Below are 13,214 nucleotides of genomic sequence, written 5' to 3'. Positions count from 1 at the left end.
CATACGAGATGTATCATAACGGCATTGTAATCTATGAAGATATTTTAAAAAGTGATATAAGCTTAACCGAGACTCAAAGACTTCAGGTAATCACAAAAGATAACAGTCCATATATAGATAAAAGCATGATAGATGAGTTTATCTCTAATGTAAAATATCCTATAAACTTCTTAGACTTTGAGACATTTCAAGATGCTATTCCAAGATTTGACCACCAAAGACCATACACTCAAGTAACCTTTCAATACTCGCTTCATATCCTTCATGAAGATGACAGATTAGAGCACTTTGAATTTTTAGGTGATGGGATAAACGATCCAAGACAAGCTCTAGCCAAAGATATGCTTAAAAAAATAACAAAGCAAGGATCGATAATGGCTTATAATATGAGCTTTGAAAAAAGCAGAATAAAAGAGCTTACAGAGCTTTTGCCTGAACTCAAAGATGAATTATTAGCCCTTAATGAAAGATTTATAGATCTACTGGTTCCGTTTCGCTCTCTTGGATACTATGATAAAAACTTCCATGGTAGCTTTTCTATTAAGTCTGTTCTGCCTGCTTTATTTCCAAATAATAAAGAACTTAGCTATAAAGAGCTTGATATACAAAACGGAGGAGATGCAAGTAGCGAGTATGCAAATCTAATCTATCAAACAGACAAAAAAGAGATAGAGAAAGTAAGGCAAAATCTACTTAAATACTGTCATCTTGATACGCTTGCTATGGTTGAGATATTTAATAAGTTGAGGGGTATAATTAACTAAATTAAAAAGGAGGAAAAATGCAGGAGTTCTTAGATGAATTTAGCAAAGCTTTAAATAATTATAAAAATTATATTAAATTGCGTAAAAAACGTGGTTTGCACGATTATAATATTTTTACTGCTTTATTAAAAGAAAATGATGAAGTCAGGCTTCATTCGCGGTTTTTATATTCATTACTTAACACAGAAGGCAGACATTGTCAAGATGATTTATTTTTACAACTATTTTTAAAAAATATTGGTGAGCAGGACTGGATAAATACAAAGGAAGCAAAAGTATTCAAAGAATACCAAAATATAGATATTTATATCACAAATGGAGCAAAGCATATCATCTTAGAAAATAAAATATATGCTAATGATCAAAAGGAGCAAATTGGTCGATATATTGACCTTTTACGTGAACAGTACAAATATGATAGCAATAAACAAGAAAAGCAAGAGCCTGAGATTTTAGTCGTTTTTTTAAGTCCATTTGGACGTAGTGTTAGCGAATATAGTCTTGGCAAATATGAGCTTAAAAATGGAGAACTTACATGTCGAAACTTTAGTGTGCGATACAAAGAAATTTCGTATCAGTCTGATATTTTAAGATGGCTTAATGAATGCGAAAAAGAAGTTGAAAATTTGACCGATTTAGCAGTGTTTATTAAGCATTATAGGCAGGTTATTTTAAGCATTACAAATCAAAAACAAGGAGAAAAAATGGATGAACTAGCAAAAATTATGGCTCAAAATTACAATATAATTATAGATACGATGTCGCAAGCTAGGAAAATAGTTATTGATGATTTTGTAAAAAAGCTAAAAGATAGTCTAAAAATTCCAGATTGGTCAATAGAAACTTATGAGGCACAAACAGACAGTGGCGATGAATTGTTGCTAAAAGCTTTCAAGAAAGAAAGTTGTTTTTATTTTGCTTTAAAAATCTACAAAGACAATAATGGCTTAAATTTAAAAAGAGCTTATTTTAGCTTACGAACAGATGATGGGAATATAAATTGTAAAAATCTTGTTTCTGAAAAAAGTGATATTGACACCTTTGTTTGGGAGTATAAATACGGCAATGATTTTGCAGAATATATTAAAACACTAGAAAACGACTGTGTAGTCCAAGTCGCAAACGACATCATAGAATTTATAAAATCATACGAAGAAAAGATTGTGAAAAAAGTATTACAAAATTAAATAAAGGCGAGAAATGCGCCTTTTATTACACCAAAATAAATCCTTAAGTTCATAATTTTTTAGCAAAAAATCCTTCATTTTTAACCTATAGTTTTTTAATGTAACAAGATCGTACTTTAGTTTATTAGTAAAAATTGTAATATCTTCTAAAGTTTCAAATTTTATTACTTTTTCATCAAACTTTAGTCTATTTTTTACAAATTTTATTTGTCTTACAATTAGGCATTGTCGCTTTTTATCTACTTGAAAAATTCGTTTTTTAAGATATGAGTCATCGTAAATCAGGTACACTCCAGAATCTATTGCAATAAATTTGTAGTCGATCTCAACTAGTGATAAATTTCTAGCCAAATCAAGTACAAAAATCTCACACAATCCAATATCATCTTTTAGGCCGGACAAAAATCTATTTATTTGGCTGATCTGGCTTTAATTCCGGCAGAAATTTTTCATTAAAAAACACAAGTGTTTGTAACTGATCTATAAGATCAAAAATAGACTTAGTGCTACAATACAGCTCTTTTAAGCCATAATTAAAATCCTCTTGTTTGCTTTTGATGGTTGAGTCATATACATAAGAAACCAAATTTACAATATGTTCTAGCATATTTAACTACTAAAAAATAATTAAAATTTTATAGGCTCAGGGTTGCCACCAAGACCGCGAGTATGTGACGGCTCTCCACTTTTATTTAGTTTTAGGCAATACTTATTTTTTAGCATTTTATATACTTGAGCGCCCCTTTCATTGAATCTTCCTTTGTCTCCCCACATGCAAATAACTTTATCAACTTTGTCGCTATATTCTATGATAAATTGATCGTTTTCATTGCCGATTGGGTCATCTGCTGTGCATATTATTGTAGGACACATTGAAACCATCGCGAACAAATTTAGCATATAAAAACCACCATAACCCCAAAATTTAGCTAGGTTAGTGCATCTTGATATAGTTTTATCGGTAGTATTTTCATCAGCTATTGACGGATTTAACCCAACAAAAGCAACCATAGGCTTGCTTTCATCCCAAATTCTAGTTAAAACATATCTATATTTGTGATCTTTTGAAAATATTGCATCTTGTTTAATTTGATTGTCCATTGCATCTCCTTTAAAATAAATTTAAAAATTATACCACATGATAAAGCCACTTTCTTGTCCACTTTTTATGCTACACTTCTTGCTAAAGGATCTCAAATGCAACCATCAATCATCACAGCCAAAAACATAATAAACGAAGCAGATGCCATCATCATCACAGCTGGAGCTGGAATGAGTGTAGATAGCGGACTACCTGACTTTCGTGGAGACCAAGGATTTTGGAGAGCGTATCCGCCTTTAAAAGATAAGAATCTAAGCTTTACAGATATGGCAAATCCTCAGTGGTTCTTTTCTAATCCAAAGCTTGCTTGGGCTTTTTACGGACATAGACTTAAGCTATATAATGCCACTAATCCTCATGAGGGATTTTATCTGCTTAGAGAGCTTTGTAAAGAAAAAGATGATAACTACTTCATATATACTTCAAACGTAGACGGACACTTTGCTAAAGCAGGATTTGATAAGGATAAAATTTACGAGTGTCACGGAAGCATACACTACACTCAGTGCATATATAAAGACGATGGAGCTATCTGGGCAATAGATGAGAATGAGATAGAGGTGGATGAAGATAAATTCGAAGCTACTAAGATGCCTGTATGTAAAGAGTGCGGATGCGTAATGCGTCCAAATATTCTTATGTTTTACGATAGTACGTTTAACTGGAATAGAACAAAAGCTCAGTATCATAGATACGATGCTTGGTTAAGTAAAAATATGAACTCTAAAATTGCTATCATTGAGATAGGAGCAGGACTAGCCGTTCCAACTATAAGAGCTTATGGCGAAAGAATGGCAAAGAGATTTAACAAGGCAAATCTAATACGTATAAATCCAGTAGATACTAAGATAAACCCATATTGTGGAGTCAGTATAAAGATGGGTGGTTTAGAAGCCCTAAAAGCAATCTTATGCTAGATAAGACAGATAAAAGTCCTCTATCTGGTATAATAGCAGATAGAGGAGAAGAGATGAAAAAGATAGTTCCTGATAGCAACACAAGTAAATACGAACGTATAAACATAATAGCCCAGCTTATAAGAAATAAACCTCACTCCATATCACAGCTCTCAGAAAAGCTAGGAGTATCTACTAAAACCATACAAAGGGATCTATATGATGTATTAACAGATTATGGAGCGGTAAGAAGAGGTAGAATGTGGAGCATGGATGATAAAGACGCCAAAGATAACCTAACTCAAGAAGAGCGTATAGTATTAAACGTACTTGATAATATCTCAAAGAGTATGGGTGCAAATTTTTATAGCAAAGCTCATATATTATTAGAGCAGATTACACAGCAGCTAAATCACCCAATACTTACAAATATAAATAACGAGAAGCTAAATGAAGATGACTTTATAAATTTTGAACTGATTGAAAAGTCTATAAAACAAAAACAAGAGATAGCTTGTAAATATAACGACTATGAGTTTAAAGTAAAGCCGCTAAAGCTAGCTATGTTTGATGGTTTTTGGTATCTATTGCTGCTTGATAGCAATAAAAAGGATGCTTTTAAGAAATTTCATCTAAGAAGCATAAGTGATATAAAGATTCTTGATGATAGATTTGAGATAAGTAGTGAAATAGAAAACAGAATACAAAACGCAAACTCGGCCTGGTTTGATCTGGTAAAGCCAAAGAAAGCAAGACTGCTTCTTGCTCCACAGATCACAAAGTACTTTGAAAGAAAACCGTATGCAAAACAAAGCATAACAGGTAAGGACAATGACGGATCGGTAGAGGTAGAGATAGAGTATACAAACATAATGGAGATAAAGCCACTGATTTACTACTATATACCTTTTATCAAAGTTCTTGGACCAAAGGAGCTGGCTGAGATAATAAGAGATGAGATTGGGGAGTATTTTAAAGAGATAGATATATAAAGACAAACGAGACACAAAATGTCCTAAAGTCCTGCTAAAATTTCAAAAGATCACAAAAAATGTATCGGTGATCTAAAAAAGAAAAAAGGATAATAAATGATCTTTAACCAACTACAAGAGCTAGTATCTAAATCAGATATCAAAAAGCTTAGCAAAGAACTAGGGTATGCAAGAGAGAAAAACTTCTCAAGAGCTCTTTATAATCTAAGTAAGGTAAATTCATTAGATGAGTTTTTAGAACGCGGACACTTTGACTGGTGTCATAGTTCAAAGACTCTAATTACTTCAATTGCAAATCATTTTAATATAGACATAGCAGATGAGCTTAATACCTCAAGTATTTTAAATGATGAAAAAAGAAGATACAAAGATTCCTATATCTATATAGAGACAAATTTTAAAAGACAAAACGAGCCTATATTTATGCTCGCTATGACTCAAGGAGTAAGATATATAAGCTTAAAGCCTATACTTCATGAGCTTTATTTTAAAAGCATCGACATAAAACTAAAAATAATATCTGAGTTTATAAAAGATCATTACAAAAATACCAAAACACTTCCTCTTTATGGAGATATAACAGGCTATAAACTATATCTTTTAAATAACACTTACAGCTTCGATACGGATGCAAATCTTGTGGATAAAGAAATTTCTGAGCAGGTAGCTTGGATTAAGATATAAGGAGATAAAAATGCGTGAATTCTCAAAACAAGAAAGAGCTAGGTTTATGGATATAAATAATAGACTTCATGGATTAGAAAAGAGAATTTTGGATGTAGCTATAAAAACTGACAGCTACTTAGCGCCACTTAAAGATAGAGATGGGATATATGATTATGATATTGACCTGAAAACTTTTTATAAAGATATAGCCGATAGTGACAAGGTGGTTGTCTCATACAATGAGTGTTTTAGAGGCATATCGCAAGATATGCTTAAAGATGATAGCTCAAGTAGTTATTTTTACATCAAAAACCAAAACGAATTTCAGCACTGGGATGATCATCCCATGAGAAATGAGTGGCACTGCTGGTTTTATCACTGCCTTTATGATCATACTAATCTTTACTTTGAGGATATATTAGATATTGGAAATATAGATTCAGTATTACAAACAAGTATAGATTATAGTTGCAGGACTCTTGAACTTAAGAGATTTGATAGCAGGATGGATTTTTGGTTAACAGATTGCAGTGATGAAGAAAAAGCTGAGATGATGAAGATAAACTCAACCTTGCAAGATATTCAAGAAACTCTAATCAGCAAGGCTATTTTTCATGAGAATGAATTAAAGCAGAAGCTAGAAGATGACATAATAAAGGGATTTGATATGAATTACGAAGTTGCTTTTTATCTTAATGAAAAGGATCCCTTATACAAAGACGATGAGGATAATGTAGTAGCCATTATAAACGAACCTCTTAATATGAGTAAAGAGATAAAACTACCCACCTTTCAAAACAGATGGAGAAGAAATTGCAATGAATATCTTGGTCTTAGTGCATTTAAAAAACTAAACAAAGATTATCACTGCTATCTATTTCATACTCTTTGCAACCATACTAGCTTGCTTGGAGATATAAGCCAGATGTCTGGCATAGGTAAAATAATCTTAGCTATAAAATTTAACGAATACTTTAAAGCTTAAAAGGATAAATAGTGAAAACAAAAGAACAAATCATAAAAAAGCTAAGAGAGGTAGTCATAAAAAATCCAGTCGTTAGATCGGTATTTATCAGGCTAAAAGACAAATGAGATACTTTAGCATAAATGAAGCCATAGAGCTTCATGATATCATAATGAACGAAATAGGTGGCAAGCGTGGATTTAACGAGAGTCAAATTTCGCTTCTTGACTCTGTGCTCTCCTCTATACAAAATGATGATTACTATCCAAGTTTTATAGATAAGCTAACACATCTTATCTTTTCTTGCATTAAATTTCACCCCTTCTTAGATGGCAATAAAAGAAGTGCTATATTTTTAGCAATATTTTTTATGGAACTAAACGACAAGGCTGATATATATGAGGAGTTTGCAGCTCTAATGGAAGATGTGGTAGTGGAAGTGGCTGCTGGAAGTATAAGCAAAGATGAACTTAGGCTAATAATAGGTGAGTTTATAAAGCCCTTAAAATGAGGACTTTAAGTTATTTTATAAATTTTAGAAATTTCATCAAAAATCAAAACCTTACTTTTTAATACGCTCATATTTTTATCGAACACTTTTAGATTATATTTCTTTGCCACTGGTTTTTTATCGTTATTTTCTATATTGTATTCGTAAAATATTTTATTTAAATAACTTATAGTATCAATATATTTGTCAGAACCATGTTCAGGATAACCAAAAGTGCGTGTGATTGAAAAATTTTTATTGATATTTTCAAAAATTTCTTCTATATAATCTCTTAGTTCGCCTTCTTTTCCATAAATATTCATAATGTATTTCGCTGCAGCTTTGGGTATATAGTATAACTCATAAATTATATCATTAAAACTTTCTTTTAATGGCGAGCTGTAAATACCTATATATAAATCATCTAAAACAAAATTATTTTCGTCAATAGGTATATTAAACACATGTTTTATGTTTTTTGATTGCTTTTCTTTGGAATAATACAATTTATCATCTTCATTATTGATATCTAAGCTATCAATAGGAAGTTTAAAAGTTAATTTTGCCCAGTCTTTAATTTCTTTATCGTTTATGAAAACGTTTGCACTGTGTAAATAAACTCCGGATATATCGTAGTCTAATGACTTTAAAAAATTTTTACACTCTTTTTCATTTATGCTGTTTTTTAACGCATCCATCTTCTTCTTGTCGGTGTATCCAAACTCAAAATATTCTATCCCATCACCATTTACGGATATTGTAATTCCTTGCGTATATGATTTTTTTGTTTCGTAATATACCAATAAACACACAATAACACAGAAAAGATATTGTGCATTTATGGATTTTTTTGTTTTTACGCATATTTTTTTAATTTCATTTTTTTCTAATTCTTCTATAAAAAATCTTCTTCTTCTATCTCTTTGTAATATATGATATTGATTTATACTGCAAAATACTTCATCTATAAAATTTACAACATCAGTATATATCTCATTTGCGTGCAGCTCTAATTTATTTTTTATTGAATGCAAACTTTCTTTTCTGATATAATAAACTTTTTTTAACGCGCATACCCCATTAAAATAAGAATCCAATCTCATATTTGATACAACTATGTTTTTTATGTCAAAATCCTCTTCTTCATCAAGTTTTATCTTATAAAAAGTTTCACTACTGCCTATATCATCTGCTTTTACAATGAAAGTTCCGGCATTACTATTTTTTGCAAATTTATTTGGTAAAAATAAATCACAACAAAAATTATTCAATTCAGAACCGGAATAATACTGAGTGCTTTTTAATATGTCGTTTTCATAAATATCAACAAAAACATCATAAGTGTAAATGCCTGTTTTGCCTCGTATATCTTTTGTTAGGTATATATTGTTTAATACTGGTAAAAGTAGTGTATTCTCAGGTATAAAATTTGATTCTTTCGCTAAACTATTATTATCTTTTATTGCATTAAACTCATCAGTACTCATCTCTTTAAAAGATAATTCATATGATTTCATGGTTTTTATACAAATTTGCGCATATTTTTTCATAAAATATCCTTTGGTTTTTTGATATATTATAATTGTTAGAGCGAGACATTTTATGTCTATATTTTTAATACAATCACATATAAAATAGATTTGTGATAAAATGATTTCGCAAAAATATTTGTGCAAAAAGGAGAGAATTATGAATAATTGGAAGCAAATTAGTCCAAAAGTAAGGGCTTCGCTTTTGTCAGATGATGAATTTTATGTTCTTGATTATATAAAGCTAGATTGGCTTTATAGTGAAAGTAGTAAAAATTTGTTAAAAACTGTCTTTATTAATGACAGTAAAGATGAATATACAATCAGTTTTAACAATCAAATAATATCGATTGCTCAAAATGCAAATATAATTATTGGCCTTATTTGCAACGAAAATATGCATAAAGCGACAATAGAAATTCAAAAACCAGCAAAAGAAAATGAAAAATTTTATCTAAGAATGGATAAAAATTTTAATGTTTTAGATAACAGCGACATAAAATTAACAATGAAAAAAATAGAAGGTATTGTTTTGGATTTTAACGTATTAATTCAAAAAATAAAACAAGAAACAATAATGAACAATAGCCCAGAAAAAAGAATAGCCGGGTTTGGTGATAAAAAAACTTTTATGCAATGGTATATGGATCAAAATAAGAAATGTTGTTATTGTGGAATCACTGAAAAGCAATTGGAGCTACTTGGAAAAAAAGAACAGCTAAAAACTAAAAGAATCACAACTAGAGGTTACACTCTTGAGGTAGATAGAAAGCTACCAAATTTAGAGTATAGTGATAAAAACTGCTGCATGGCTTGCTATTGGTGTAACAATGCAAAAACAGACGAGTTTTCACCGTCAGAATTTAAAGAAATTGCAAGAGGTATAAATAAAGTGTGGAATGAAAGATTAAAAGCCATTGGTGAACGTGAAATTGAATTTGATGAAAAGTCAACAATTTGGCAAACAGACTTTAATGGAATAATGAAATAAAATTTATCTCTCTGCTGTCACACAGTGTAAAGCCCCGCCGAGTTTTATGATCTCACTAAAATTTATAGGCTCTATTAGACAGTTTTTGTAAATTTCTTCAAGCTGTCTTAGAGCCAAACCATCCTCATCTACACCATAAATTGGAACTATTAAAATATCCTTAATTTTAATAAAATTTAAGTATGCGCCCCAGCCTCTATCTTTAGTAAAAAAATTATCACTGTATTTCATCAACTTGATATTTAGCTTATGGGACTTAAGAGCCTTTAAAATTTTATCGTTGAAAGTCCTGCCCTCATTTGAAAAATCATTTACAAGTACGCTATTTTCATCTATCCATCTTACCATGCTGTCACTATGTCCGTATATATCATAAGGCTGTTTTGGTATGATGATAAGCTCGTTAAGATTGCATTTTTGCTTTATGATTTTGATGATTTCGTCTTTTGACTTTAGCGGATTTTCTTTGAAAATTTTATCAGTCATGATGGCTTTGTTTTTATATCTTACAAAATTGCCACCATCCATCACTAAGCCTATATGATTATCGGCACAAGGAATTTTTGTTCTTATGTTTTTATACTTATCATCTTTTAAGTAGTCTGGATCATAAACGTAAGAGGTAAAGCTTGCATTTTCAAGCATTAATGGCATAAAATCTCTCATCCAAATATCTTTTGTTTTTAAAATTCGATAATTTATTTTGTGTTTATATAGAATTGAGCATAAAGCATTTGCGACTTGTGGATGATTTTCAAACAAAAGATTTGATAAAAGGATTGTATGGCTCATATTAATTCCTGTGCTGATACTAAGTAAAAAGATACTTATGTAATATTACCCTTAAAACAAGACATAAGATGTCTTAAAAGCATTGTTAGAATTTCCAATATCATAAATTTAGCTACTGCTAGTAGATAAAATAAGTTTAAAGGATGAGGAGCAAATATGCTAAATAATATACTAATAATCTCAGAAGAAGTCTATAGATGGTCTTTGGATAAAAAATCAAAGCCTAACGGCGTGATGATATATGATAACTATAGAGCCTTGCACAATCTTTGCAAATCGGTAGAAATAGCTGCTAATCACTATCTGGACTTAGAATTTGATAATCCGATACTAACAGAAACAAAGAGCTTTAAAACACCGATAGACAAATGGCGAACAATTATCAATAAAGATTTTAAAAGAATGTGGGATAGCGTAGGAAAATTCGTAATATCTCTTTATCTATATAAATATACAAATAGATTTTTTGGATGTAAGCTTGATGGAGTATTTCTACCACACCATTTTCATGCTAGATTTTTAGGTACTTATTTAAGAATAGATGAGGATTTAATTTTGCAAGGATTTATTAAGACATTAGATAGTGCAGAATTTAAAAAATTTAGCTTAAATTTAAGCCGTTATGAGAAAAGGTTAAAGTTTAAAAATGAACTTTTGCGTGATTTAGAAAATTTTAATAAACAAAAAGATGTCTTAAGAAATTTTATTATCGAAAACTACGATATAAGCGAGCTTTTAATTTAGATTTAAAATTAGCCTATAGTATTCAATAAAGTTTGGTTGGTTACTCATCAACCAAACAGAGCCGGTTAAAACCCGACTCTGTTTCCACTATTTTCTACACCCTTATGCTTTATCTCTTCATTTAGCCTATTGATAAACTCATCGGCATCTTTTATGGGACTAAATCTGTTTGCTCTTAAAACAGCAGCAAAATCCCCAGGTGTTAATAGAGAAAAACTAAGAAGTCTATCTTTTGTGAATTTTGAAACTTTTAGTCCTAACAACTCACACTCTTTCATAAATAGCTTTTGAGCTTGTTTTGGTTTTAGATAGCCAAACTCTATCTTCATATCAAATCTTCTTATGCTAGCCTTATCAAGTCTATCTATAAGGTTTGTAGTAGCTATAAATACTCCTTCAAAGCTTTCCATCTGAGTCAGCATCTCATTTACCTGACTTACCTCCCAGCTTCTAGCAGCTTCATTTCTATCTTGTAAAAACGTATCAACTTCATCAAATACAAGCACGGCTTTTTTCTCTTTAGCCTCTTTAAATGCCTTGGCTATATTCTTTTCGGTTTCACCTACATAAGCATCCATAAGATCGCTTGCTTTTTTGATAATTATCTTTGAGCCTAGACTCTTAGCTATAAATTTTGCATAAGCACTCTTACCGGTTCCTGCCGGACCATATATACAAAGTCTTGCATTTTTGCTTGACTTTATACCCTCTGCAAGCTCTTTTAAATTTAAACTAGAATTTATTATGCTTGCATCATAGCTCTTTGGCAGTTCTATCTTCTCTTCTTTATTTTTCTTTTCTTTTTTGTCAAATCTATATCCTTGAGCTTTGAGATTATTTTTTATAAGATCTTTAAAGATCTTATCTTTCTCATCACTATTTAAATTTGATACAACCTTTGTTGCGTTAGAGATAAGAGCAGGGGCTATAAATTTATTTTTAGATAGTTGCTTAAGCACTTTTTCGCTTATTTGCCCATTGGTGTATTGTGTTAAGATTTCAAGCCTCTTTGCTTTAGGTGGTATCTTAAACTCTATAACCATATCAAATCTTCTGATGTAGGCGTTATCTATCTCGTAAATATCGTTTGTAAGCCAGAAGGTTGGCACAGAATTGTTTTCAAGAGTATTATTTAAAAAAGCCTTTGATATTCTTTGTCCATCTTTAAATACATCTTCTACTTCATCAAACATAATAACATCATGCTTGCTGTCTAACACTCTATCGGCAACCAAAAGAGATGCGAAACGTGCCTCTCCTGTATAGTTATCAAGAGAGTATCTATTGGTATATGATATCTCGTAAAGATTTTTACCTAATGTTGCAGATAGCATTTTTACAAATTCTGTTTTTCCGGTTCCTGGTTTGCCGTAAAGAAGTATGTTTGTGCCTTTATTGCTGCTTAAAACATGAGTTTTTATCATGTTTTCATCTACAGGTATATGTCTAAAATCATCAAATTTCAGTAAAGATAGATCTGATTTAAAAAAACTTGATTTAAATACATCTATAACATTGCTATGACCTACCAGCATATCTGTACTAAAATAGGAGTAGAAAAAATCAAACGCACTTCCTAAATTGATATTTTGCGTAGTGTCTAGTTTTAAAACTCTACTTTGTCTTAGTTTCGAGCTTGGATGAAGAGATTTTTTAATAATATGTGAAGGAATATCAAGTATGGCGCCTAAAATATTGTAAAATGCTATGATATGAACTCTTCCAAGATCATAAAAAACATCTCTTAACGCTTCAAATTCATTTGTTAATATTGCAAATTCCAATATCTTTTTATCTTCATCGCTAAGATTAAGTGTTTTAGATAGAGCCTCCAAATTTTTGTCGAGATTTTTTAAGCCGGTGATTTTTTTCTTTTCAAGGCTTTCAAGCTGCATTTTAAGTCTTTTTTTGGCATTTTCCGTAGTTTCATTTGACTTTAATATACCGTCATGTCTTCTAAGAAAATCATCAGGTATCCCAAATTTTACAATAGCCCTTAAAGACCAAAGCTTTATCTTGTTCTCTATCTCTTTTGGTAGCATTAAATCATCCATAGCCTATCCTTTCTTTTTATTTTAAAAGGATTTTATCTACTTT

The 13,214-nt window shown here is 30.8% G+C and carries 14 protein-coding genes; 9 read left to right on the top strand and 5 right to left on the bottom strand.

The genetic code is table 11. The annotated features are described in order from the left end of the window. Together CDOM16190_RS09270 and CDOM16190_RS09265 are read left to right on the top strand one after the other, a co-directional pair. Positions 1 to 764, top strand: a 764-nt coding sequence (locus CDOM16190_RS09270) for a DUF2779 domain-containing protein (protein WP_170020357.1), incomplete at its 5' end; no start/stop codon positions are given. A 17-nt stretch (positions 765 to 781) separates the two neighbouring features. After that, the gene (locus tag CDOM16190_RS09265) at positions 782 to 1,951 is read left to right on the top strand and encodes a PDDEXK-like family protein (RefSeq protein ID WP_170020355.1); all 1,170 of its coding nucleotides are present in this window, start codon (positions 782 to 784) and stop codon (positions 1,949 to 1,951) included. Positions 1,952 to 2,357: 406 nt separating this feature from the next. Here CDOM16190_RS09265 and CDOM16190_RS09260 read toward each other — a convergent pair whose 3' ends face one another. Continuing rightward, positions 2,358 to 2,558, bottom strand: coding sequence for a hypothetical protein (locus CDOM16190_RS09260; protein WP_170020353.1), 201 nt, complete (start codon positions 2,556 to 2,558; stop codon positions 2,358 to 2,360). Between the two features lie 20 nt (positions 2,559 to 2,578). Further along, a complete protein-coding gene (locus CDOM16190_RS09255; RefSeq protein WP_170020351.1) occupies positions 2,579 to 3,052 on the bottom strand; it encodes a DUF1643 domain-containing protein in 474 nt (157 codons plus the stop codon). Positions 3,053 to 3,148: 96 nt separating this feature from the next. On the opposite strand from CDOM16190_RS09255, the gene CDOM16190_RS09250 reads away from it, so the two are divergent. From CDOM16190_RS09250 to CDOM16190_RS09230, 5 genes are all read left to right on the top strand, one after another. Then, complete coding sequence (locus CDOM16190_RS09250; protein ID WP_170020349.1) at positions 3,149 to 3,970, top strand: SIR2 family NAD-dependent protein deacylase; 822 nt, start codon at positions 3,149 to 3,151, stop codon at positions 3,968 to 3,970. Further along, on the top strand, positions 3,964 to 4,941 hold the full coding sequence (locus CDOM16190_RS09245) for a helix-turn-helix transcriptional regulator (protein WP_249934162.1): 978 nt from the start codon (positions 3,964 to 3,966) through the stop codon (positions 4,939 to 4,941). The genes CDOM16190_RS09250 and CDOM16190_RS09245 overlap by 7 nt, the downstream gene beginning before the upstream one ends. 96 nt (positions 4,942 to 5,037) lie before the next feature. Next, positions 5,038 to 5,625, top strand: a complete 588-nt coding sequence (locus tag CDOM16190_RS09240) for a hypothetical protein (protein ID WP_170020348.1) — start codon at positions 5,038 to 5,040, stop codon at positions 5,623 to 5,625. A gap of 10 nt (positions 5,626 to 5,635) precedes the next feature. After that, on the top strand, positions 5,636 to 6,592 hold the full coding sequence (locus CDOM16190_RS09235; protein ID WP_170020346.1) for a hypothetical protein: 957 nt from the start codon (positions 5,636 to 5,638) through the stop codon (positions 6,590 to 6,592). Between the two features lie 103 nt (positions 6,593 to 6,695). Beyond that, positions 6,696 to 7,082: a type II toxin-antitoxin system death-on-curing family toxin gene (locus tag CDOM16190_RS09230; protein ID WP_170020344.1), complete on the top strand. Its 387-nt coding sequence runs from the start codon at positions 6,696 to 6,698 to the stop codon at positions 7,080 to 7,082. Between the two features lie 5 nt (positions 7,083 to 7,087). Here the strand turns inward: CDOM16190_RS09230 and CDOM16190_RS09225 are convergent, their stop codons facing one another. Further along, the gene (locus CDOM16190_RS09225) at positions 7,088 to 8,611 is read right to left on the bottom strand and encodes a hypothetical protein (RefSeq protein ID WP_170020342.1); all 1,524 of its coding nucleotides are present in this window, start codon (positions 8,609 to 8,611) and stop codon (positions 7,088 to 7,090) included. 139 nt (positions 8,612 to 8,750) lie between these two features. Here CDOM16190_RS09225 and CDOM16190_RS09220 point away from each other — a divergent pair, with 139 nt between their 5' ends. Further along, the gene (locus tag CDOM16190_RS09220; protein WP_170020340.1) at positions 8,751 to 9,581 is read left to right on the top strand and encodes a hypothetical protein; all 831 of its coding nucleotides are present in this window, start codon (positions 8,751 to 8,753) and stop codon (positions 9,579 to 9,581) included. 3 nt (positions 9,582 to 9,584) lie between these two features. Here the strand turns inward: CDOM16190_RS09220 and CDOM16190_RS09215 are convergent, their stop codons facing one another. Continuing rightward, a complete protein-coding gene (locus tag CDOM16190_RS09215) occupies positions 9,585 to 10,373 on the bottom strand; it encodes an agmatine deiminase family protein (RefSeq protein ID WP_170020338.1) in 789 nt (262 codons plus the stop codon). Positions 10,374 to 10,529: 156 nt separating this feature from the next. Here CDOM16190_RS09215 and CDOM16190_RS09210 point away from each other — a divergent pair, with 156 nt between their 5' ends. Next, a complete protein-coding gene (locus CDOM16190_RS09210) occupies positions 10,530 to 11,117 on the top strand; it encodes a hypothetical protein (RefSeq protein WP_169975955.1) in 588 nt (195 codons plus the stop codon). Positions 11,118 to 11,182: 65 nt separating this feature from the next. Here the strand turns inward: CDOM16190_RS09210 and CDOM16190_RS09205 are convergent, their stop codons facing one another. Then, on the bottom strand, positions 11,183 to 13,171 hold the full coding sequence (locus CDOM16190_RS09205; protein WP_170020336.1) for an AAA family ATPase: 1,989 nt from the start codon (positions 13,169 to 13,171) through the stop codon (positions 11,183 to 11,185). Positions 13,172 to 13,214 lie beyond the last annotated feature (43 nt).

The organism is Campylobacter sp. RM16190 (assembly GCF_012978835.1).
GTDB lineage: Bacteria > Campylobacterota > Campylobacteria > Campylobacterales > Campylobacteraceae > Campylobacter_A.
The sequence above is the reverse complement of the archived record's forward strand: the minus strand, read 5'-3'. Positions and strand labels throughout refer to the sequence as shown.

What these genes read in the sequence shown, in the direction of transcription:
- CDOM16190_RS09265 (WP_170020355.1), top strand. Translation starts at nt 782, where the DNA reads ATGCAGGAGTTCTTAGATGAATTTAGCAAAGCTTTAAATAATTATAAA.
- CDOM16190_RS09260 (WP_170020353.1), bottom strand. Translation starts at nt 2,558, where the DNA reads ATGCTAGAACATATTGTAAATTTGGTTTCTTATGTATATGACTCAACC.
- CDOM16190_RS09255 (WP_170020351.1), bottom strand. Translation starts at nt 3,052, where the DNA reads ATGGACAATCAAATTAAACAAGATGCAATATTTTCAAAAGATCACAAA.
- CDOM16190_RS09250 (WP_170020349.1), top strand. Translation starts at nt 3,149, where the DNA reads ATGCAACCATCAATCATCACAGCCAAAAACATAATAAACGAAGCAGAT.
- CDOM16190_RS09245 (WP_249934162.1), top strand. Translation starts at nt 3,964, where the DNA reads ATGCTAGATAAGACAGATAAAAGTCCTCTATCTGGTATAATAGCAGAT.
- CDOM16190_RS09240 (WP_170020348.1), top strand. Translation starts at nt 5,038, where the DNA reads ATGATCTTTAACCAACTACAAGAGCTAGTATCTAAATCAGATATCAAA.
- CDOM16190_RS09235 (WP_170020346.1), top strand. Translation starts at nt 5,636, where the DNA reads ATGCGTGAATTCTCAAAACAAGAAAGAGCTAGGTTTATGGATATAAAT.
- CDOM16190_RS09230 (WP_170020344.1), top strand. Translation starts at nt 6,696, where the DNA reads ATGAGATACTTTAGCATAAATGAAGCCATAGAGCTTCATGATATCATA.
- CDOM16190_RS09225 (WP_170020342.1), bottom strand. Translation starts at nt 8,611, where the DNA reads ATGAAAAAATATGCGCAAATTTGTATAAAAACCATGAAATCATATGAA.
- CDOM16190_RS09220 (WP_170020340.1), top strand. Translation starts at nt 8,751, where the DNA reads ATGAATAATTGGAAGCAAATTAGTCCAAAAGTAAGGGCTTCGCTTTTG.
- CDOM16190_RS09215 (WP_170020338.1), bottom strand. Translation starts at nt 10,373, where the DNA reads ATGAGCCATACAATCCTTTTATCAAATCTTTTGTTTGAAAATCATCCA.
- CDOM16190_RS09210 (WP_169975955.1), top strand. Translation starts at nt 10,530, where the DNA reads ATGCTAAATAATATACTAATAATCTCAGAAGAAGTCTATAGATGGTCT.
- CDOM16190_RS09205 (WP_170020336.1), bottom strand. Translation starts at nt 13,171, where the DNA reads ATGGATGATTTAATGCTACCAAAAGAGATAGAGAACAAGATAAAGCTT.